We start from the raw sequence: 21,954 nt of genomic DNA on the forward strand, positions 1-21,954 counted from the left end.
AAAAACCTTGCGGGATTGGTGTGGAATTTAGGGCTAATCTAGTACAGCCCCAAACGCTATCTGCTATGCACCCTGCTGCTCCTGCCGTTCACCTTGATATTGGCACAATTCATCTCCCTGCTGTTTGGCCACAGCATGGCGCAGTTCCACATCTCCGGCAACCCCTCATTTAGCTCAGCTATGGTCTCGCCGTGGTTCCTCCTCATTTTTGCTGCCATCATTGAAGAGCTGGCCTGGCACAGCCATGGCACCGATGCACTATTGAGCCGATTCAGTATGTTCACCGCCTCCATGATCTTTACCGTATATTGGGCGCTGTGGCATCTGCCGCTGGCTTTTATTCAGGGCTACTACCACACCAGGTGGTGGCCGAAGGCGCGCTATATACCGCCAATTTTGTGTTCAGCATGATTGAATTCGTGTTGCTTTCCAACTGGTTGTATCTGAAAAGCGACCGCAGTATCCTGATTGCCGTGCTGTTCCACCTATCCACCAACCTCGGCGACGAAATTTTTGCCACTCATCCCGACAGTAAAATCATTCAAACTGGCCTATTGCTGATATTCATTCTCTGGATTATTAGCAAAGACAAAGCCTTATTTTTCCGCAAACCTTAAGCTTAAACCATACCCAACGGCCAAAATAATTTTCAGGTAGCCTGCTGTATGAAGAGGCTACCTGAAAACGAGATTTTCATAGAAAGGCAAGTTTCTGCAAAACTAAGATTTTTATTCCCGATATGGCATCAATCCGTGTTGCTGCACCGGCTTGACCAATTAGCAAACCTGCCCCAATGGAAAATCAGATGCTTTGCAGCAAAGCTGCCATATCTTCCCGGCCGAAGCCAGCTTCCACCTCGGCTTGACCGAGCTGTTTGAGAATAACAAGACGGATTTGGCCGGCTTGATTTTTTTTGTCGTGCTGCATGTGGGCAAGCCAGGTATCAATCGCAAACTCTGGCGGTGCAACGGGCAATCGTGCGGCTTGCAGCAGGCAGATAATACGTTCGGTGTCGGCGGTTTTCAGGTAGCCTTTATGCTCGGAAAGTCGCGCAGCAAGCACCATGCCGGCAGCTACAGCTTCGCCGTGCAGCCAGTTGCCGTAGCCCATCTGGGTTTCGATGGCATGGCCGAAGGTATGGCCGAGATTGAGAAGGGCGCGGATGCCCTGTTCTTTTTCATCCTGCTCAACGATGTGCGCTTTCATTTGGCAGCAATGGCTGATGGTATCGGCGAGGGCGGTTTGCTCTTGCTGCATAATGCTGGGCATGGTTTGTTCGAGTCGGGCGAGAAAATCAATGTCACCGAGCAAGGCGTATTTGATGACTTCGGCAAGCCCCGCGGAAAATTCACGCGGAGGAAGGGTTTGCAGGGTAGCGGTATCGGCAATGACGGCTTGGGGCTGGTAAAACGCGCCGATCATGTTTTTGCCGAGGGGATGGTTGATACCGGTTTTCCCCCCTACGGATGAATCAACTTGGCTGAGCAGGGTGGTGGGAATTTGGATGAAGGGGATACCGCGCTGGTAGGTAGCGGCAGCAAAGCCGGCAAGATCGCCGATTACGCCTCCACCGAGAGCCAAGATAGTGGTGCGCCGATCGGCATGATGCTGCAGCAGGCCAGTGTAGATTTGCTGGAGAGATTCATTATTTTTGTATTGTTCGCCGTCAGGCAGGATGATGTCGCAAACGCTGATACCAAGATGTTGGCAGGCTGCTTGAACGGGAGCAAGATAAAGTGGGGCAACAGTTTGATTACTGATGATGACGGCTTTGCTGCTGATATACGGGCGGATATGTTCGGCTAAATTATCGAGCAAGCGAGAACCAATGTGGATGGGATAGCTGTGGCCGGGGGTATGGACGTGCAGAGTTTGCATTATCGGTTTTCTTGGCTATGTTGATGTTGTTGAATCAGCTGCAACAGCTGCTTAGTAATTTGCGGGCAGGAGTGCTGCGGAGGAATATTAAACACGAGATGGGCTGTTTTGCGGTAAAGCTGGTCGCGCTGTTGATAGAGTGCTTCAAGTTTGTCGAGTGGATCGGCTACCTGAAGCAGGGGGCGATTTTTATCGTATTGGATACGCCGATATAGGACTTCAGGAGTGGCGTGCAGATAGATCACAGTACCGCGCGTATGCAAACAATGGCGATTGTCAGGAGACAAGACAGCTCCACCACCAGTAGCGAGGATGATGGGATGGCAGAGGGTCAGTTCGTCAATAATGGCAGCTTCGCGCTTGCGAAAGCCACCCTCCCCTTCCAGCTCGAAAATAGTGGAAATAGCAACACCGGTGCGCTGGCAAATCAGTTGGTCACTATCGACAAAATCGCGTTGCAATAACGTTGCCAACTGCTTCCCATGCGTGGTCTTGCCCGCACCCATCAATCCGATAAAAAAAATATTGCCTGCCATGGTATCCATGGCAGGCATTGTAACCGAATCAATCGGCAAAGTGTGGCTTAGTAGCGCAGAACGTTACCTTCACTACCCATGATACGCGGAGTGATGAAGATCAGCAATTCGTTTTTGCTGTTATTACGTTTAGTACCACGGAACAAGTTGCCAACAAGCGGAATATCACCCAGCAACGGTACCTTGTATTGGGCAGTAGAGTTATCTTCCTCATAGATACCACCCAAGATGATGGTACCACCATCTTCAACCATCGCGCGGGTAACCAGCTCTTTAGTGCTGATACACGGAGTACCCAGTACGCTACAGTTTTCATCCACTGAATCTTTATTCAGCTTGATGTCCATAATCACATTGCCATCAGGCGTGATTTGTGGGGTAACAGTCAAACCTAATACTGCTTCTTTGAAGCTAGTGCTGGTAGCGCCACTGGAAGAAGCTTCTTGGTAAGGAATCTCTCGACCAGCCTTGATGGTGGCTTCTTTGCGGTCTTGGGTCAGCACGCGCGGGCTGGAAATAATCTTACCGCGGTTTTGCTCCTGCATAGCCGTCAATTCCAATCCTAAAGCACCGGAAGACAATGCACGGACAATGGTAATGGAAGAGGTCGCAGATGCAGCTGGCAGGTTCACGTTCGGTACAATAGAGAAAGTATTACCGTTGGCACCACCGCCACTACCCAATCCACTACCAATTCTAGTTGAACCAGAAGTACGGTTATAGCCAAACTTCACGCCCAATGCACGGGAAAAGCCATCACTAGCTTCAACAATTCGAGCCTCAATCATTACTTGACGAGCAGGAACGTCCAACTGTTCAATTAATCGCTCAAACTCTTTGATAACATTCTGGTTATCTTTAATGATCAGAGTATTTGTCGCCGGATCAATCACTGCTGAACCACGGCTACTCAATAAAGAGTTATTATTATTGCCACTATTATTAGATCCACCATTCTCATTAATGTTCAGAATTTTGCGGAATTCATTGACATCTTTATACTTCAATTGGAACGTACGAGATACTAGAGGGCCAAGCTCCTCAATACGCTTAGCATTTTCCAGAGTCTCAACATCAATTTTACGGAACTCTTCCGCCGGAGCAACACGGATAATGTTACCGTTACGACGCGACTCTAATCCACGTGACTGCATTACCAAATCCAAGGCCTGATCCCAAGGCACATCTTTCAATGATAATGTCATTTTGCCAGAAACACTGTCACTGGCCACAATATTCATATTAGATTCTTTAGCCAAAATCTGCAGAATAGTACGTACATCTACGTCTTGGAAGTCTAAAGAAACACGTTTACCAGTAAAATTACGGTTACGATTACGGTTAATACCATCTTCAGCTACTGTAGATTTAGGAGAAACCGTAATAGTATATCGCCCAGCAGACTGGTTAGCCTTATGTTCCCAACCACCCTGATTTTTGATAGTGATCTCTGTATCGTTACCCAAACGGCGCAAGCTGATGGTGCGAACCGGAGTGCTGAAATCGGTTACATCTAAATTACGCTGAGCAGCAATCGGCAGTTGGTTATTTTTCAACAAAATGACCAAATTATTGGCACGCTGTTTAACTTCAGGAGTGCCCTGATAGCCGGCAGTATTAATTTCAATCACACCTGAATTATTTGTACCTTTGTGAAAATCAACGGCCACATTCGCAGTATTGCTACCAAGAGCATTCTGACCTGCAGTTGCTCTAGTCTCAGTCACACCAATAGACTCTTGCTGAATTTGGTTGCTGGGAGCCGCGGCTCTCACAGCTGGAGAAGATGCCTGACCTGTCTCATTCAAATAAATCCAAACTTCATTACCTCTGATTTCAGCATTGTACTGCCCAGGTCTATTCAAATTGAGCAAAACACGAGTCTTATTGCTGTCTTGAGCAACTGCAATTTGGCTGAGTAACGAGTCATTATATTGAAGTACCGGCTGACTAAGGTTAGCACCAGTATTCGGGAAGTCCAAAGCAATACGGGCAGGTGTAGTAGTAATGAAACCGCTGGGTTTCAGCATATCCCGATCAAAACGAATTTTGATCACTTTTTGATTGTTCGGCAAAGCAGAAACGTTGATATCTGTAATATTACCAGCCAGTACGCCTTGCATGGCCAAGCTCATACCTAAAGCAGTTAGATATTGCAGTTTTTTGATTTTCATAGCGTAAATCCCTTGGTAAGTTTAATTAGGTTTTGATTGATTAGAAGCGTCTGGAGTTGTGTTCAACTCTAATTCCGCTGTTCGACGTTGCCATGCACCATAGCTATCTTCAGTTACCTCCGACAAAATCAACTTATCCGGAGTAATCGCTGTAATTTGCCCATAGTTTTGGCCAAGATAATTACCAACGCGTACGGTGTAGGTATGACCACCTGCCTCAACGAAAGCGGAAACTTGTCCACCACGTTTAATAGAACCCACATAACGTAAGCTTTCCAAGCTAAAGTTTTCCAAAATCTCTTTTGGTCTATCAGGATTTGGAGCATTAATGCCTGATTGTTGGTTCACACGCAGTCGTTTAGGGTCAAATATATTTAACCCATTAATGACAGGGTCAACATACTCAGGAGACTTTGAAATAGTCGGTATCTGTGGTTGGCGTACCTTACTTCTTGCTTCTGCCTGGGCATTATCCATCCACTGCTGCAAATTACCCTCTGTCAAAGAACAGGCTGTCAGCAAAAAAATTGCTGAACACCATAGTATATTTTTCTTCATTATAAAATCCTTTATAAAGAACCAGTCTTATCATTCAGCTTGTGATGCAGCTGAAGCAGCAACTACTTCACTCTGAGCCAACGCCTTATAAGTATTCGCGTTAGCAGTTAAGGTGAGCATGCCATTGCTATCTTTTGCATCTGCAGGAACAAGATTGATCTTATCTAAGGTTACGATACGGGACAGACGACCTACATCTCGTATAAATTGTGCAATTTGCTCATAATTTCCTGAAATAGAAATTTCATAAGGTAATTGCTGTACGTTATCAAGATCCACAGGAGGCAAAGGCTTCACACTATTCATGCGCATACTATTTTTAGCCCCAGCTTGATGCAGCTCCTGAATCAGGTTTGGAATTTCTGCATCCGTTGGCAGCTGTTTTAGTAACACGTTAAATGCAGTGCGGATTTTTTCTAGCTCATCCTTCAAAACTGGCAGATTGGCTGCTTGATCTGCTTTGCTTTGATACTCCTGCTTCAACTGTTCTTCTTTCTGCTGTAAAGTTTCAAACTCTTCCCATTGTCCTTTAAACACAGCAAAGTAACCTGCAACTAAAAGGAGAAGAACAATAACGATACCAGCACCAAGCTGAACCAGCTTGTTCTGTTTATATAAGGTATTAAGATCAATTTTTTGTGCCATGATTTCATCCTTCCATTAATTCGCAGGGGAGGAAGTAGCTGTAGCAGATGACGCAGGTGCTACAGGCGTATTGGGTACTGATGCAGAAATATTACCAGTAGCAGAAGCAGACTCTGCCGGCATTACAACGGGAGCAATATTTGCAGAATCACTATTCATCGGTGCCGAGGCAGAAACAGCTACAGTTAATTCAAACTCTTGTACCGACTCTACTTTATTAATACTATCCAATGAAGGCTGACCAAACACATTGGTACTTGGAATCACGCGCATAAAATCAGCAATTTTGCTATCACTAGTAGCCTTACCCGACAGGGTATAAGTGCTAACATCTTTTGCCTTAATTCCTGTCAGATAGACACCCTCAGGTGCAACAGTATTCAAGGAGTCAATCATTCTAGCTGCTTCAAAACGTTTGTTTTCCAGCTCTTCTACTTTTGCTTTCCGAGCCAAGAAGTCCCGCTTTTCAGCCTCCAAGGTTTCCACTTCTTTGATTTGGATATCCAGTTGCGCAATACCATCAGTTAATTGCTGATTGCGAGACTCTTGGTTCAAAATCATGCCGCTAAGTGATACATAAGTCAGTACCAGCAAACCAACACCAACCAAACCAGAGAACACCATCAGTCTGGTAAACTGTGCTTTTTTCTGTTTATCCTGCTCCTCACGATAGGGGAGCATATTTAGTTGAATTAATGGAATCATTTTACAATCCTCTTACAGCCAATCCAAATGCAACGGTCAGTTGCCCGGATTCCAAATTAAATTTCGAAGTTTCGGCTTGTTTGCCGCCTTGCGTACTAGCAATAGGCTCTACTTGCTGAGTAGAAATATTGGTTTGAGCGTACACGCTTTTTGCAAGACCGAAAGGCTGCATAAACGGACATCCAGAGATTAAGATATGCTTAACGCTATCTTGGTAATCACTGCTAACCGTAGTGTAATAGAATTGCAGAACCCTTTGAATTTCCTGGGTAAGCTGACTATTAAAATGATCAGCCACAGTACCTTGAAAATCTGCAGGCTTATTGCTTTTGAAACGCATACTCCATGCATCATCCTCACTCAATTTATATTGGCGCTGGATGTTATGAGTCAGCTGTTTATTACCAAAATTGGTTTCTTGTTTATATACAATATTGCCATTTTGGAGAATTAAAGCTTTGGTCTGATCTTCATCCACATGGAAGATAGCCAGTTTTTGATGCTCCAAATCGGGAGCGAATTGATCAATCCACACAGAGAATGCATTTACAACAGCAAAAGTATCCACATCCAGCTGTGACAACGGGATATCAGCATCCGCGAACAAATCTGTGCGCAGATCCACATCATCACGTTTAGCGGCAGCCATGACGATTTCCTGCACATTACCGTTTTGCAGCTCGGCGGTAACTTGGAAATCATAGCTCAGGTTATCAGAACCGATGGTTTGGCTGGCTTCCAACTCAACGAACTCATCTATCGGCAAATCAGAGCTACGGGCATCGTAAGTAATCGTTTGTATATTGGTTAAAGCCTGCGGCAGGGCTGCTGTTACATTCTTGCAACTACTACCAAGCTGTTGGTAAGCTTGTTGTAAATATGACACGAGTTGGTCATGATCTTCGATGTTGCCGTTTATAATAACGCCTTTGGGTAGGGGCTGGATGGTGTAATTTTCCAACCGAAGATTACCCGGAACACTGCCGGCAAGATGTACCATATTAATGGCGGTTGGCGTAATATCCACGCCCAAGCAGCCTTTGCTGCCAAAAGACATTTTTATCTTTTGTTTTGATTTTCTTGGTTTTTTTGATATTCGCATCTTTGAGCCTCCCTTTAAAAGACCGGTTGAATGGTCACAGGTAAATTTATATCAGGTTTTGCGTTTTCTTGCATAAATTAAGGTATAGTTTACTTTAGTCAAAGTACTTATTGATAGAAAAATTTGTAACTATGTTTAGAAAAATATTTAAAACTGTCTTTGGATTATTGTTGGGGCTGGCCTTATTCGGTATCGGACTGCTGGCTATTGCAGTTTTGGTAACTTATCCGAAACTCCCCAGCTTAGAGACGGTAACTAATTATCAACCCAGGATGCCGCTGACTATTTATTCATCAGATGGCAAACTCATCGGCATGTATGGCGAAGAGCGTCGCGCGTTTACCAAAATTGACGAATTCCCGCCGGTATTAATCAATGCCGTTATCGCGGCAGAAGATAAACGCTTCTACCAACACTGGGGGGTAGACGTTACTGGTGTAGCTCGTGCTCTGATCGGCAACTTCCGTGCCGGCGGTGTGCAATCTGGCGCCAGTACCATTACCCAGCAGGTAGCCCGCAACTTTTACCTCACCAACGAGCGCAGCTACCGCCGTAAATTCAATGAGGCACTATTGGCCTACAAAATCGAGCAATCGCTAAGCAAACAACAGATTTTGGAGCTGTATTTCAACCAAATCTACTTAGGCCAGCGCGCCTATGGCTTTGCTGCCGCTTCGCAGATTTACTTCAATAAGCCAGTTAAAGAGCTGACTTTGGCCGAAGCCACCATCCTGGCCGGCCTGCCTAAAGCGCCCTCTTCCTTCAACCCGATCGTGAACCCCGAACGTGCCCGCTTGCGCCAGCGTTATATTCTCAATAATATGGTTGAAGAAAAGATGATTACGCCTGCAGAACGTGACCAAGCGCTGGCTGAAGAACTGCATTACCGACGCCAACAGGTAGAAATTGACCAAAACTCTCTATATGTAGCTGAAATGGTTCGCCAAGAAATGTACGACCGATACGGCGAAGATGCCTATACTCAAGGCTTCCGTGTGTACACCACCGTTAGCTCAGAAAGCCAAAGAGTGGCCACCCTAGCCCTGCGCCGTGCCCTGAAAGGCTTCGGGCTGGGTGCTTATCGTGGTGCAGAAGCCTTTATCGATTTAAAAACGATAGAAGCCGATGCCTTAGATGAAAACTTAGATCAATATCTGGATACGGTTTACACTGTAGACGGCCTACAACCGGCTGTGGTATTGCAGGCCAGCCGCTCTTCGATTGAAGCCTACACACAAGGCGGCAACCGCATCAAAATCAGTGGCAACGCACTTAATTATGTAGCGCGCACCATCAACAACGGCAAAGACAACGCCATTCGCCCCGGTGCGATTATCCGCGTGCGTAAACTCGATCGCGGTTGGCAAATCAGCCAAATGCCCGAGCTGCAAGGTGCGTTTGTAGCATTAGACAGCAAAACCGGCGCCATCCGCGCCTTGGTGGGCGGTTTCGACTTCCACAGTAAGAGCTTCAACCGTGCCACCCAGGCTGAACGCCAGCCCGGCTCTACCTTCAAGCCCTTCGTGTACTCCGCTGCCTTGGCTAAAGGCATGACCGCCGCCACCACCATCAACGATGCCCCGATCGAATTGCCCGGCATGGGCACCGGCGGTCGGCCGTGGCGCCCGAAAAACTCCGATGGCCGCTATTCCGGCTTCATCACCCTGCGCCAGGCGCTTACTGCATCTAAAAACATGGTTTCCATCCGCATCGTGATGGCGCTCGGCGTGCACGAAGTGCATCAATACGTACAGCGTTTCGGCTTTAATGCCCGCCAGATTCCCGATTCACTGTCGATGGCCCTGGGCAGCGGTGTGGTTACCCCGCTGCAAATGGCGCAGGCCTATGCCGTGTTTGCCAACGGCGGCTATAAAGTATCTCCCTACGTGATTGACCGTATTGAAGATAACCAAGGCCGATTGCGCGCCCAGATGAAGCCCTTGGTGGCCGGAGAAAGTGCGCCGCAAGTTATCGATCCGCGCAACGCCTACATCATGTACACCATCATGCAAGACGTAGTACGCCGAGGCACCGGTGCCCGCGCCAACGCCCTGGGTCGACGCGATATTGCCGGTAAAACAGGTACCACCAACGAAAACAAAGACGCCTGGTTTGCCGGCTTCAACCCCGACTTGGTGGGCGTGGTGTATATCGGTTTCGACAAACCGCGCAGCATGGGCCGCGCCGGCTTCGGCGGCACGATTGCTCTGCCGGTATGGGTAGAATACATGCGTTACGCGCTCCAAGGCGTGCCGCAAAAAGGCATGCCGATGCCCGCGAAAATCGTACGCAAGGGCGGCGAATACTTCCTGCAAGAGCAGCAGAGCACCAGCCCGCGCCTGGCCATCGATAACCGTGGCGCTACGCCTGATGCCGAAGATATCCAAGCTGCGGGCGGCGATCCGGTGATCCCGGAGGAAACCGCAGTAGAGCCGGTACAGCCGCAAAGCGGCGGTGGCGCAGCACCCTCGCAAGAGATTGACGCCCTGTTCTAAACCAATCGTTCTACCCAATAGCAAAGGCTACCTGAAAACCCTATCCCGTATTTTCAGGTAGCCTTTTTCTCTAGTCGAAATATATGCGGCATCACCAAGCCAATACAGTTGCCGTGTGAGAGCAAGTTACTTATTCTCCGCCACAGGCTACCTAAAAACATAAGGCTTCAACCAAGTTCAAGCAAGCATTGCCAGTTTCCGCAAAGCCAAAATTTATTTTCAGGTAGCCTCTAATCCAAACTGGCATTATCCGTCTGCTAATCACCACCAAAGCAACAACATGACAACAAAACTGCATTTTAAAAACTAAACGCCATTAAATAAGCAATAACGTGAGAATATGCCAAAAACCAGGCGCGCAAAAATCGCAAACCATATAGTCAAGCCAAGCCCCTGCCCTGTATAATTCCCATCCGGCCGCTGCTGATTTGGGCGGCCGTTTCATTTCCCTGCCCGAGGGTGTGGCGGAAGCAATGATTGGTTCCTACACGGCGGCGAGCCGCAAATATGGCAATCAGTAAGGCAAGCCAACGCAGCAGGAAGCAATTCAGTGCTTTAACCATACCCAAAACCCACTCCATACCCACATCACCATGAATCAAAAACCCTCCGTACTCGGCGGCGCTATGATTATCGCTGGCACCGTAATCGGCGCCGGCATGCTCGCCAACCCCACCGCCACTGCCGGCATCTGGTTTGCCGGCTCGCTCATTGTGCTGCTCTACACCTGGTTTTCCATGCTCTCCAGCGGCCTGATGATTCTCGAAGCCACCACCCACTATCCGCCCGGCGCCAACTTCGACACCATCGTTAAAGACCTGCTCGGCCGCGGCTGGAGCATCATCACCGGCCTCTCCGTGGCCTTTGTGCTCTATCTGCTCACCTACGCCTACATCTTCACCGGTGGCAACCTTACCGCCCAAGCTCTCCAAGCCCCGCTTTGGGTGGGCCAGATTGTGTTTGCCCTCGTCTTTGCGGGCTGCGTGTGGTGGTCCACCTTTTGGGTAGACCGCGGCACCACCATCCTCATCGGCGGCATGATTATGACCTTCCTCTGGGCCAACGGCGGCCTGCTCATTTCCGCCCAACCCGCCGTATTGTTCGATACTGCCGGCAGCGGAAACGGCAGCTACTGGATCTACCTCGGCACCGCCCTGCCCGTTTGCCTCGCCTCCTTCGGCTTCCATGGCAACGTGTCCGGCCTGTTCGACTACTTCCGGGGCGACGCCAAAAAAGTGGCCCGCTCGCTCTGGCTCGGCACCTTGGTGGCGCTGGTGATCTACGCCCTCTGGCAGTTCGCCGTGCAAGGCAATCTGCCGCGCAGCCAGTTCGGCCCCGTAATTGCCGCGCAAGACAACGTGGCCGCCCTGCTCGCCGCCCTCTCCCAAGTGGCCGGCAGCGGGCTGGTGCGCGTGCTCTCCCTGTTTTCCTACATGGCCATCGCCTCATCCTTCCTCGGCGTAACCCTCGGCCTGCTCGACTACCTCACCGACCTGTTCGGCTTCGGCACCAGCCGCGCCGGCCGCAGCAAAGCCGCCGCCCTTACCTTCCTGCCTCCACTCGTTGCCTGCCTGCTGTTCCCCACCGGCTTCGTGCTCGCCATCAGCTACGTTGGCTTTGCCGCCACCGTGTGGACGGCATTCGTGCCCGCCCTGCTGCTCTACGCCTGCCGCAAAAAATTCGGCGAAGGCAAAGGCTACCGCGTATATGGCGGAAAATGGCTGATGGCTTGGGTGTTCTTCTTCGGCCTGGCCAACGTGGCCGCCCAAATCCTCAGCCGCGCCAATATCCTGCCCGTGTTCAATGGCTGATACCCGCCAAAAATTTCAGGTAGCCTTCGGATAGCGGCTACCTGAAAAATGGTGGAGAACAGACTTTCCTCCATCTACAACAAAACGAAAGGCTACCTGAAATTTTTCAGGTAGCCTTTTGCTCTTGGTTCTGCTTAACTTTCGTGCACTGCCGCCCCGTCCGACGCCGGCAGCAACTTACGCACCAGCAGCGTCAGCGCAAACGTGGCCGCAATCACCGGCAGCGTGGTGCCCAGCGGCGGCTGCCATTGCAGCATCAGGCGGTAGAACACAAAACCCGCCAGCCACAAAGCCAAGCTCACCCAATCCACTTCCCCCGAAGCCGGCTTGCGTTTCAGCACAAAATAATCCGCAATCTGCACCGCAATCATCGGCGCAAACACCGAGCCGATAAAATACAGAAACCCTTCAAAGCGGCTCACATCAAACACCAGCGCCAGCAGCGTGCCCAGCAGCGTAACCGCCGCCGCCACCGCCACTTCACCAAAACGGCTGCTGATGCTGTTGAAGCTCACCCCGGCCGAATACGCATCCAAAAACGTCGTGCTCACCGTAGACAACACCACCACCAAAACCCCGGCCGCGCCCAGCCCGGCATATTGCAGCATCGGCGCGATTTCGCTCTGACCGGCAAACAACGCCGCTGCCAGCCCGATAGCATACATCCACGAGCTGGTGCAGAAATAAGCCAGCGTAGCCGAAAGCGTGGCTGCCCGCGCCTTGGCTGCGCGGCGGGTGTAGTCCGACACCAGCGGCAGCCACGACAGCGGCATCACCGCCGCCAGCTCCACCGCCAGCCCGAAACTCATCGCCTCCACATCTGCCTGCCCGGCTGCCGCCGGCTCGCCGGAGGCTACCTGAACACTCAACCACAGCGTCAGTGCAAACAGCGTCCCCATCGACACAAAATTGATTTTGCTGAAATTCCGCATCCCAATACGCAGCCACAGCAAAATCAGCGCACCGATAATCACGCTCCAGCCTATCTGCGCACCGCTCCAGCCTGCCGTGAGCGCCGCCGCAGCCTGCGCCCCGGTGAAAATCATAATCGCCGTCCAACCCACCAGCTGCACCACGTTGGCTGCCGAAAACAGCAGCGAGCCGCGCCGGCCGAAGGAAAGCTGTACCGTTTCCATCGCACTGCGCCCCGTTTGCGCGCCAATCAGCCCGGCCAGATAAAACAGCACCCCGCCGATCACATGGCCAATCGCCACCGCCAAAAGCCCCATGCGCCAACCCAACGGCGCAAACAGCATGCCGGTGAGGATTTCCGCCACCGACACCGCCGCCCCAAACCAAATCACCGCCGAAGCGGTAACCGAAAGTTTATCTGCCTGCTGTTCCATCAAATTGTTTCCTCTATGATATTTAAAAAACTATAGTGGATTAAATTTAAATCAGGACAAGGCGGCGAGCCGCAGACAGTACACGCGTTACGGCAAGGCGAGCCAACGCAGTACTGGTTTAAATTTAATTCACTGTACTCCACCGAGCCGCGTATCAAACGCGCACAAAAAAGCCCGGCATACCAAGCCGGGGCACAATGCAAAGCTGAGAAGAAGCCCATCCGTTCCGGATGGGGGCAAAGCAACCCGAACAGCACACGCCGTCCGCAGCCCTCTGCCAGATAGTTCCCTACGCCGGTACTAACCGGATCAGGTACAACGGGTATCCTCTCAGCCGCCCAAGGCAGCACCCCGACTAATTGGGCGCGATTATACCCCGCCGCCCTGTTTTTTCAAGCCGCCACAGCAAAGGCAGCCGACACGCCAAATGGTTGAATGATTCCAACGACAAAAATGTTTCCACACCCAGCCGTTTCGGTTCAGCAAACGTGCAAATCCAAATGGAAAGAGCACTGCTAAAAAAACAGGGTAATCGAGAGCCGATTGCTGTTTAGCTTCGGAACTATTGAGAAGCAGCCCATATGTTTTCAGGTAGCCTCTTCCCCACCCCAAAGGCTACCTGAAAAACTTCAGCCAACTTTTAACACCCTACCGCAATTCCGCTTTGCAATGCAAACTGTTCCCTGTCCGCCAAAATGCAGCAGCACTCAGCTGAAAAGGCTACCTGAAAGCGGATACAGTACGCTTTCAGGTAGCCTCCCCACATTCCTAACGCCGGCCGCAAGGATGCTGCCGCGCCCTGCCCGGCCGCGTATCGCACAGCGACATACCGCGCAGGCGGCGGGCCGCATCGGTTAGTTCCGCCCGGCTCGGTAAGTGGCGGAAAGCGTATTGCTCCACATAAAGCGCACGTTCGCCCCGCATCGCTTTTATCCAAGTATATTCTGGCCTGCCGCTTTGCGGGTTGCGTTCGCAGGTCATTTGCCAAAAAGCGAAGGGATAGCCGTTTTCCTGCCCCTCGCTCAGATTGATTGTGTTGCCGCCCGGGCAGGCGCGCCGCCAGCCATCCGACACCGCGCGGCGAAAGTCGCTTACCGAGCGGGTGTTGCCGGCGAAGGTTTGCAGGGTAACCATCCGCTCCCAGTTTTGCACTGTCTGTCCTCTCGGCACCAGCTCCACAATCGTCTGCCCGCCCTGCGAAGCCCGATAACCGATTTCAAAACCTGCCGGCGGCGCGCTGAAATAAACGATTTCTTCGCCGCGCTGGGCAGGCTTGGCCAGAGCCACCACGGGCAACAGCACTAATATGGCCAGCCATATGTTTCGTTTCATGTTTTCGTCCTTTTATTGGAGTGGGGATAGATCTAACCAGATGGCTGCGGGCAGCGCACTGCTGCAAAGATTTGCCCACCCGTTGCCAAAAAGGCTACCTGAAACCTTATTCCCGTTTTCAGGTAGCATTTCTTCATGCCATCAACCGTGAAACTCTTCCACCCAGCCGCCTTCAAAGAAACCCTGCAAAATCGCCTGTGCGGCCACTTGGTCGAGTACGGGCTTTTGTTTGCGGCCGCGTAGGCCGGTTTGATTGAGGAGCTCGGTGGCATAGAGCGAGGTGAGCCGCTCGTCTGCCCAATACACGGGCAGACCGAAGCGGCCGTTGAGGCGGTGGCCGAACTTGCGGGCCAAACGGGTCATTTCGTGTTCGCCGCCGTCGGTGGAAAGCGGCAGCCCCACCACGAATTGCACCGGCCGCCATTCGGCCACCAGGGCGGCAATGGCGGCAAATTTTTTGTCGTTGCCCTCGCCGCTGATGGTGGCCAGCGGGTGGGCAATGCCCACTTCGGCGTCGCCCTGCGCCACGCCGATGCGGGTTTCGCCGAAATCGAAGGCCAGCGTGGTGCCGTGTGGGATATTAAGCATGGCCGCCGGTTCGGATGAGTTGTTCGGGTGCAATATTAAGCAGCGACATGGCAGCGTGGTAGCGCTGCTCGTGCGGCATGCCGAATATGATGTGTTCGCTGGCCGGCACGGTGAGCCAGCTGTTTTCTGCCAGCTCGCGCTCGAGCTGGCCGGCACTCCAGCCGGTGTAGCCCATAAACAGCATGGCCTGCTTCACGCTTTGTTCGTCGTGCAGGTGGGGAAGGATGTCGCCGGAGGAGGTGAGCGCAAGGTTGTCGCCCACGATGATGCTGCTCATCCAGTTGCCCGCCGGGCTGTGCAACACAAACCCGCGATCCACCTGCACAGGGCCGCCCAAGAAGATATAGTCGTCAAACAAATGCTGCGGCTCGGCGTGCTGCTGGGCAGACAGAATCTGCCGCAACGGCAGCGGCGAGGGCTTGTTGATAATCACGCCCATGCAGCCTTCGGTGGAATAGGAGCAAACATACACCACGCTCTCGGCAAAGAAATTATCCTGCATATCGGGCATGGCGATGAGGAAATGGTTGGTTAAATCCATAATCGGTTTCGGCGTGTGTGGAAATGATTTGATTATATAGTGGTTATGCCCGATTTAATACCGTGCTGTTTTATCTGGGCTGGCAACTTTCAGGTAGCCTCAAAACTGCCCGCTAGCATTCCTCCGCATCCGATATATCTTCAAACCCCACCACATCATCCCCCAAATAATTCACCAAAATCCCATACGGCTCCGCAATCGGAAACACACTTTCCCGATAAACAATGCTCCAACTCTCCGCCCCGCTGCCAAACGCGAATTCAGGGCAAGCAACGCAATCCCGATAATCCACCAACCGCGCCCCTGCCGCCATGCCCAACCAATCGGGGCGGCTTTTGGCAATGCGCTCAAAAAACAATTCAGTCTGCCGCTTGATGTGGGCAAACTTCGACACCTTGTCTTGAATAAAATCAAAATCCACCCGCTCAACATCAGCCGATTCAAGCTCCACTGATACCGGCATCTGCAAAAACTTCCCCACTAAGAAAACTCTGCCCGTGGTTTCTTCGCGCACCCTTTCCCATTCGCCCAAAGGCGTTGCTAGCGTATCCATGCTCTTCCTTTCTATAAACCATCGGTCATTTCACACCCCATTCTACCAAACCGCCGCAGGCTACCTGAAAGCAAGCCAAGCGAGCTGCTATGCAGCAAAATACCTACCCCATACTACGCTACCCACATGATGAAAATTTCGCTCAAGCCTATATTTCAGGTAGCCTGCTCCACCCCGCCCCGCATTCAATTCCCACCCAATCCGCTATATAATGCCGCCATCCCAATTTCCATCTGAAACGCACGCCATGAGCAAGCTTACCAAACCCATCGTCCTCCTCATTCTCGACGGCTTCGGCCACCGCCTCGAAGGCGACGACAACTCCGTCCTTCTCGCCAACACGCCCAATCTCGACCGCCTCAAAGCCCAATACGCCTACGGCACGATCGATGCCTCCGAGCGCATGGTGGGTCTGCCCTCCGGCCAGTTCGGCAATTCCGAAGTGGGGCATTTGAATATCGGCGCCGGCCGAGTGGTGGCGCAAGACATCACCCGCATCGATATGGCCATCGAAAATGGCTCGCTCGCGCAAAACCCCGCCCTCACCGCCGCCTGGCAAAGCCCCACGAAAACCGTGCATCTGCTCGGCTGCTTCTCCGACGGCGGCGTGCACAGCCACATCAACCATTTCTTCGCCGTAGCCGATGCTGCCTTGGCCGCCGGCATGCAGAAAATCGTGTTCCATCCCTTCTTAGACGGCCGCGACACCCCGCCGCAAAGCGCGGAAGGCTACCTGAAAACTCTGCAAAGCTATTGCGAACAGCATCCGCAAGTGAAAGTGGGCTGCGTGGTCGGCCGCTTCTTCGCCATGGACCGCGACAACCGCTGGGAGCGCGTTGAGCAGGCCTACAACGCCCTGTTCGGCCAAGCCCCGTTCCGCGCCGACACCCCGCTGCAAGCCCTGGCTGCCGCCTATGAACGCGGCGAACACGACGAATTCGTCCAGCCCACCGTTATCGACCCCGCAGCCGCCCTGCACGACGGCGATGCGGTTGTTTTTATGAACTTCCGCGCCGACCGCGCCCGCGAGCTCACCCAAGCCCTGCTGTTCGACGATTTCCAAGGCTTCCAACGCCAGCAGCGCTTCCGCCCCGGCTATTTCACCTCGCTTACCAGCTACGGCAGCCAATACCACTTCCCCGTGCTGTTTGCTCAAGAAAGCATCCGCAACGGCCTGGGCGAATACCTGTCTACCCAAGGCATCAGCCAACTGCGCATTGCCGAAACCGAGAAATATCCGCACGTTACCTATTTCCTCAGCGGCGGCCGCGAAGAGCCGTATCCCGGCGAAGAGCGCATCCTCGTGCCCTCGCCCAAAGTTGCCACTTACGATTTACAGCCCGAAATGAGCGCACCGCAAGTGTGCCAGCACATCCTCGACAGCCTCGCCGCCAAGCGTTTCGATGTGATTCTGTGTAACTTCGCCAACGGCGACATGGTCGGCCACAGCGGCGTGCTGGCTGCCACCATCAAAGCGGTGGAAACGCTCGACGACTGCGTGGGCAAAATCGTGGCCGCCACCCAAGCAGCCAGCGGCGAAGTGCTGATTACCGCCGACCACGGCAACTGCGAGCAGATGTTCGACCCTGCCAACGACCAGCCGCACACCCAGCACACCACCAACCCCGTGCCCTTCCTGTATGTCGGCCGCCCCGCCCGCATCAAGGCCGGCGGCGCGCTGAAAGACATCGCCCCCACCATCCTCGCCATGCTCGGCCTGCCCAAGCCGCAGGAAATGAGCGGCGAGAGCCTGATTGAGTTTGTTTGACCGCCCAGCCGCAGGCTACCTGAAACTTTCAGGTAGCCTCCACCCGCCATGAGCTTCCTCACCATCCTAGCCCTCGCCTTCGGCATGTCTATGGACGCCTTTGCCGCCGCCATCGCCCAAGGCGCCGCCATCGGCACACCCACCCGCTGGGGCACGTTGCGCACCGCCGCCGTGTTTGGCAGCGTGGAAGCCCTCACCCCGCTCATCGGCTGGGCAATCGGCTCCGTGGCACAACGCTACATCGCCGATTGGGACCACTGGATCGCCTTCACCTTGCTGCTCCTGCTCGGCCTACGCATGATTTATGGCGCGCTGCAGCCGGAACCGCACGCCGGGGAACAATCGGAAGAGGGGCAGCCCCAAAGAAGCCAATCCGGCCGCCGGCCGCCTTCACCGCTCATGCTCGTCGCCATCGCCTTCGCCACCAGCATCGACTCCATGATCGTCGGCGTCGGCCTGGCCTTCCTCGAAGTCAACATCCTGCTCACCGCCCTTGCCATCGGCCTGGCCACCACCATCATGGCCGCCATCGGCCTGCGTTTGGGCAGCTTCCTGGGCAGCGCCATCGGCAAATGCGCCGAAATCCTCGGCGGCCTCGTCCTCATCGGCATCGGCACGCTCATCCTTGCCGAACACCTCCATTTCCTCTAACCCCTTTTCAGGTAGCCTCTCCTTTTTTCAGGTAGCCTCATGAAGCACAGCAAAATCCTCATTCTCCTCGCCCTCCTCTGCAGCGCCATGCCCGCCGCCGCTGCGCCTAAAGATGACCTGCGCCAAGTACAGCGCGCCATCGGCGAGAGCAACCGCAAGCTCCAACAACAGCAAAGCGAACAACGCCAGCTGCAAAGCAACATCCGCCAAACCCAAAGCGAACTCGACACCGTGCGCCGCGAGCTCGACCGCCTCACCCGCAGCCGCCAAACCGCCTGGCGCGAGCTGCAAGCCATGCAGGCCAAGCTCGACAGCCTGCAAACCCGCATCCAAAACACCCAAGCCCAAGCCGCCCGCCTGCTCAACAGCCGCTACCGCAACCAGCAGCCCAACGCCGTAACCCTGTTTCTGCAAAACGCCGACCCCCAGCAGAAAGGCCGCCACCTCGAATACCTGCGCCACCTCAACCAAGCCAACGCCCAGGCCCTTAGCCAGCTGCAACACAACCGCCAAGAGCTCAAACAGCAGCAAGACAGCATCAACGAACAGCTCAAGCGGCTCGACACCCTCAAACGCCAGCAGCAAACCACCGCCGCCCGCCTCGGCCGACAGCAGCAACAGCAGCAACGCCAACAGCAAAGCCTCGAGCAAGACATCAGCCGCGAAACCGCCAAGCTGCAAACCCTGCGCCAAAACGAAAGCCGCCTCAACGGCCTCATCGCCAGTCTCAGCCGCCGCTCCGCCCAACGGCAGGAAGCCGAACGCCAGCGCCGTGCCCAAGCCCTGCGCCAACGCCGCCAGCAGCAAGCTCAACAAGCCCAAAACGGCAACCCACCCACCCCACGTCCGCACAGGCCACCTGAAAGCGAACACAGCGAAGCCCGTCAACACGACACCCCAACACCAGAAAACACCAACCGCAACACCCTCACCGCCGAAGACCTTGCCCTCGAAGCCCCCGAGGTCCAAGAGCCGCAAAGCCAAGGCTTCAGCCGCATGCAAGGCCGCCTACAACGCCCCGCCAGCGGCAGCATCAGCGGCCGCTTCGGCCAAGCCCGCCCCGGCGGCGGCACCTGGAAAGGCCTCTTCATCAGCACCCCGCCCACCGCCGTACGCAGCATCGCCGAAGGCGAAGTCGCCTACGCAGCCCCCCTGCAAGGCTACGGCAACACCGTTATCGTCGACCACGGCAGCGGCTACCTCAGCATCTACACCGGCCTCTCCCAAATCAGCGCCGGCGCCGGCAGCCGCGTATCCGCCCGCCAAACCATCGGCCGCAGCGGCAGCCTTCCCGACGGTGAAAACGGCCTCTACTTCGAAATTCGCTATCGCAACCAAGCCATGAACCCAGCCTCATGGGTAAACTAGCCAAACCGGTGAGCGAAATCTTCAGGTAGCCTTTAACCACTTAAAGGCTACCTGAAAATACAAGTGCTAACGAAGCTCAAACATCCGCTGTATTATTCAGCTAGCCTTTCCACCCGCTATCTATAAAAACCCATCCCCACCTCGTTTAACATTTATTTTCCCCCACCCCCTTGCTGGAACAAGCAAATTTGCCTAAAGTTCAGCCTTTCGAGCCATACGGCAGGCTACCTGAAAAACACAGCTCCCGCCACCGCCGATTATTCGGGCTCAGATTAACAAAACCTGAAAGACCAACACCCATTATGTCCAACAACACCTTCAAAAAAATCGCCCTCTACACCCTGGGCACCTTCACCGGCATCGCCGTAAGCCTGAGCATGCAGAGCTTTGCCGAAACCCGCAGCCAGCAGCCCCTGCCGGTGGATTCACTGCGCACCATGGCCGAAGTGTACAGCCAGGTGAAAGCCAACTACTATCAAGACAAAACCGACGACGAAATCCTCGAAGGCGCGCTCAAAGGTATGGTTTCCAACCTCGACCCGCACTCCGAATACATGAACCTCAAAGACTACGCCGACATGCAGGAATCCACCAAAGGCGAATTCGGTGGCTTGGGTATGGAAGTGGGCAGCGAAGACGGCTTCGTTAAAGTGGTCTCCCCCATTGAAGACACCCCCGCCGAACGCGCCGGCATCAAAAGCGGCGACTACATCATCAAAATCGACGATGCCTCCACCCGCGGCATGAGCGTAAACGATGCCGTGAAGCGCATGCGCGGCGAGCCGGGCACCAAAATCACCCTTACCCTCCTCCGCAAAGACACGCCCCAGCCCATCGTGGTTACCCTCACCCGCGCCGTGATTAAAGTACGCAGCGTGCGCCACGACCTCATCGAGCCTGGTTACGGCTATTTGCGCATCAGCCAATTCCAAGAGCGCACCGTGCCCGCCATGGCCGAAGCCCTGCAAGCCATGCACCGCACTAACGGTGGCCCGCTCAAAGGCCTCATCATCGACCTGCGCGACGACCCCGGCGGCCTGCTCAACGGCGCCGTTGGCGTATCTGCCGCCTTCCTGCAAAACGGCCAGCTCGTGGTGAGCACCAAAGGCCGCGACGGCAAGGAAAACATGAACCTCAAAGCCCAGCCCGCCGACTACCAAATCGGCAACAGCAAAGACCCGCTTGCCGGCCTGCCTGCCGAATTTAAAACCATCCCCATCACCGTGTTGGTCAATTCCGGTTCCGCCTCCGCCTCCGAAATCGTGGCCGGCGCCCTGCAAGACCACAAACGTGCTGTGATTGTGGGCACGCAAAGCTTCGGCAAAGGCTCCGTACAATCCGTGATGCCCCTTTCCAACGGCGGCGCGCTGAGAATTACCACCCAGCTCTACTACACCCCAAACGGCCGTTCCATCCAAGCCCAAGGCATCGTGCCCGACGTGGAAGTGGCCGATAAAACCCGCCGTTACGAAAGCCGCGAAGCCGACCTCTCCGGCCACCTAAGCAACCCCAACGGCGGCAACGAAGTACGCGGCCGCACGCTGAACAACCACAGCGCCGAAAACAAAGCCGCCTCCGAACCCGCTGCCAAAGACGAGGCCGACAACAACCCCGCCACCCGCTACAAACCCAATCCAGCCAAAGACGACCAACTGCGCCGCGCTTTGGAACTGGTGAAAGCCCCGCAACAATGGCGCGCCGCCCTAGGCCAAGCCGCCACCCGCCCAGCCAAACCGATTGAGCACTAAGCCGATTAGGCAAACCAACAAAGGCTACCTGAAAATATTTCAGGTAGCCTTTGTTATAGTGAATTAACAAAAACCAGTACAGCGTTGGCTCGCCTTGCCATACTATTTGTACTGTCTGCGGCTCGCCGCCTTGTCCTGATTTTTGTTAATCCACT

The 21,954-nt window shown here is 53.6% G+C and carries 20 protein-coding genes, 1 pseudogene and 1 riboswitch; of the genes and pseudogenes, 9 read left to right on the top strand and 12 right to left on the bottom strand.

Going from position 1 to position 21,954, the window contains the following annotated elements:
- Nucleotides 1-135 precede the first annotated feature (135 nt).
- On the top strand, nucleotides 136-411 hold the full coding sequence (locus ACO6EE_RS05005; RefSeq protein WP_485959691.1) for a CPBP family glutamic-type intramembrane protease: 276 nt from the start codon (nucleotides 136-138) through the stop codon (nucleotides 409-411).
- Nucleotides 408-617 (top strand): hypothetical protein, encoded by a 210-nt coding sequence (locus ACO6EE_RS05010; protein WP_485959693.1) that lies wholly within the window; start codon nucleotides 408-410, stop codon nucleotides 615-617. Before ACO6EE_RS05005 ends, ACO6EE_RS05010 begins: the two co-directional genes overlap by 4 nt.
- A gap of 184 nt (nucleotides 618-801) precedes the next feature.
- Here ACO6EE_RS05010 and aroB read toward each other — a convergent pair whose 3' ends face one another.
- From aroB to pilM, 7 genes are read right to left on the bottom strand one after another with little or no spacing between them, the layout of a single operon-like run.
- Complete coding sequence (aroB, locus tag ACO6EE_RS05015; RefSeq protein ID WP_485959695.1) at nucleotides 802-1,878, bottom strand: 3-dehydroquinate synthase; 1,077 nt, start codon at nucleotides 1,876-1,878, stop codon at nucleotides 802-804.
- Nucleotides 1,878-2,432 carry a shikimate kinase gene (locus ACO6EE_RS05020; RefSeq protein ID WP_485959696.1) on the bottom strand — a complete coding sequence of 185 codons (555 nt, stop codon included), beginning with the start codon at nucleotides 2,430-2,432 and terminating at the stop codon, nucleotides 1,878-1,880. Before ACO6EE_RS05020 ends, aroB begins: the two co-directional genes overlap by 1 nt.
- Nucleotides 2,433-2,461: 29 nt before the next feature.
- A complete protein-coding gene (locus ACO6EE_RS05025) occupies nucleotides 2,462-4,588 on the bottom strand; it encodes a type IV pilus secretin PilQ (RefSeq protein WP_485959698.1) in 2,127 nt (708 codons plus the stop codon).
- 21 nt (nucleotides 4,589-4,609) lie between these two features.
- Nucleotides 4,610-5,146, bottom strand: a complete 537-nt coding sequence (locus ACO6EE_RS05030; RefSeq protein WP_485959700.1) for a pilus assembly protein PilP — start codon at nucleotides 5,144-5,146, stop codon at nucleotides 4,610-4,612.
- 30 nt (nucleotides 5,147-5,176) lie between these two features.
- Nucleotides 5,177-5,791 carry a type IV pilus inner membrane component PilO gene (locus ACO6EE_RS05035; protein WP_485959701.1) on the bottom strand — a complete coding sequence of 205 codons (615 nt, stop codon included), beginning with the start codon at nucleotides 5,789-5,791 and terminating at the stop codon, nucleotides 5,177-5,179.
- 15 nt (nucleotides 5,792-5,806) lie between these two features.
- Nucleotides 5,807-6,496, bottom strand: a complete 690-nt coding sequence (locus tag ACO6EE_RS05040) for a PilN domain-containing protein (protein ID WP_485959702.1) — start codon at nucleotides 6,494-6,496, stop codon at nucleotides 5,807-5,809.
- Between the two features lies 1 nt (nucleotide 6,497).
- Entirely contained in the window at nucleotides 6,498-7,598 is a 1,101-nt protein-coding gene (pilM, locus tag ACO6EE_RS05045; protein ID WP_485959703.1) for a type IV pilus biogenesis protein PilM, read from the bottom strand.
- 131 nt (nucleotides 7,599-7,729) lie between these two features.
- Between pilM and ACO6EE_RS05050 the strand changes: the two genes are divergently transcribed.
- Entirely contained in the window at nucleotides 7,730-10,093 is a 2,364-nt protein-coding gene (locus tag ACO6EE_RS05050; protein WP_485959704.1) for a penicillin-binding protein 1A, read from the top strand.
- Nucleotides 10,094-10,686: 593 nt separating this feature from the next.
- Nucleotides 10,687-11,904: an aromatic amino acid transporter gene (locus tag ACO6EE_RS05055; RefSeq protein WP_485959705.1), complete on the top strand. Its 1,218-nt coding sequence runs from the start codon at nucleotides 10,687-10,689 to the stop codon at nucleotides 11,902-11,904.
- A gap of 134 nt (nucleotides 11,905-12,038) precedes the next feature.
- On the opposite strand, the gene cytX is transcribed toward ACO6EE_RS05055, so the two are convergent.
- Complete coding sequence (gene cytX, locus ACO6EE_RS05060; protein ID WP_485959706.1) at nucleotides 12,039-13,250, bottom strand: putative hydroxymethylpyrimidine transporter CytX; 1,212 nt, start codon at nucleotides 13,248-13,250, stop codon at nucleotides 12,039-12,041.
- A 31-nt stretch (nucleotides 13,251-13,281) separates the two neighbouring features.
- Here cytX and ACO6EE_RS05065 point away from each other — a divergent pair.
- Nucleotides 13,282-13,397, top strand: a pseudogene (locus tag ACO6EE_RS05065) (IS5/IS1182 family transposase); the annotation flags it as partial.
- Nucleotides 13,398-13,519: 122 nt separating this feature from the next.
- Nucleotides 13,520-13,614: riboswitch (TPP riboswitch) on the bottom strand.
- A 404-nt stretch (nucleotides 13,615-14,018) separates the two neighbouring features.
- Here ACO6EE_RS05065 and ACO6EE_RS05070 read toward each other — a convergent pair.
- The 4 genes from ACO6EE_RS05070 to ACO6EE_RS05085 form a co-directional block, all read right to left on the bottom strand.
- Entirely contained in the window at nucleotides 14,019-14,582 is a 564-nt protein-coding gene (locus ACO6EE_RS05070; protein WP_485959707.1) for a hypothetical protein, read from the bottom strand.
- A gap of 141 nt (nucleotides 14,583-14,723) precedes the next feature.
- Nucleotides 14,724-15,170, bottom strand: coding sequence for a Holliday junction resolvase RuvX (ruvX, locus tag ACO6EE_RS05075; RefSeq protein ID WP_067438425.1), 447 nt, complete (start codon nucleotides 15,168-15,170; stop codon nucleotides 14,724-14,726).
- On the bottom strand, nucleotides 15,163-15,711 hold the full coding sequence (locus ACO6EE_RS05080; RefSeq protein WP_485959709.1) for a YqgE/AlgH family protein: 549 nt from the start codon (nucleotides 15,709-15,711) through the stop codon (nucleotides 15,163-15,165). The genes ruvX and ACO6EE_RS05080 overlap by 8 nt, the downstream gene beginning before the upstream one ends.
- 112 nt (nucleotides 15,712-15,823) lie before the next feature.
- Entirely contained in the window at nucleotides 15,824-16,264 is a 441-nt protein-coding gene (locus tag ACO6EE_RS05085) for a hypothetical protein (protein WP_485959711.1), read from the bottom strand.
- Nucleotides 16,265-16,511: 247 nt separating this feature from the next.
- On the opposite strand from ACO6EE_RS05085, the gene gpmI reads away from it, so the two are divergent.
- The 4 genes from gpmI (at nucleotide 16,512) to ACO6EE_RS05105 (ending at nucleotide 21,799) form a co-directional block, all read left to right on the top strand.
- Nucleotides 16,512-18,032, top strand: a complete 1,521-nt coding sequence (gpmI, locus tag ACO6EE_RS05090; protein WP_485959713.1) for a 2,3-bisphosphoglycerate-independent phosphoglycerate mutase — start codon at nucleotides 16,512-16,514, stop codon at nucleotides 18,030-18,032.
- Between the two features lie 48 nt (nucleotides 18,033-18,080).
- A complete protein-coding gene (locus ACO6EE_RS05095; protein ID WP_485959714.1) occupies nucleotides 18,081-18,683 on the top strand; it encodes a manganese efflux pump MntP in 603 nt (200 codons plus the stop codon).
- Between the two features lie 39 nt (nucleotides 18,684-18,722).
- Nucleotides 18,723-20,051 (top strand): murein hydrolase activator EnvC family protein, encoded by a 1,329-nt coding sequence (locus ACO6EE_RS05100; RefSeq protein ID WP_485959716.1) that lies wholly within the window; start codon nucleotides 18,723-18,725, stop codon nucleotides 20,049-20,051.
- A gap of 302 nt (nucleotides 20,052-20,353) precedes the next feature.
- Entirely contained in the window at nucleotides 20,354-21,799 is a 1,446-nt protein-coding gene (locus tag ACO6EE_RS05105; RefSeq protein ID WP_485959718.1) for a S41 family peptidase, read from the top strand.
- Nucleotides 21,800-21,954 lie beyond the last annotated feature (155 nt).

The organism is Eikenella sp., assembly GCF_057315495.1.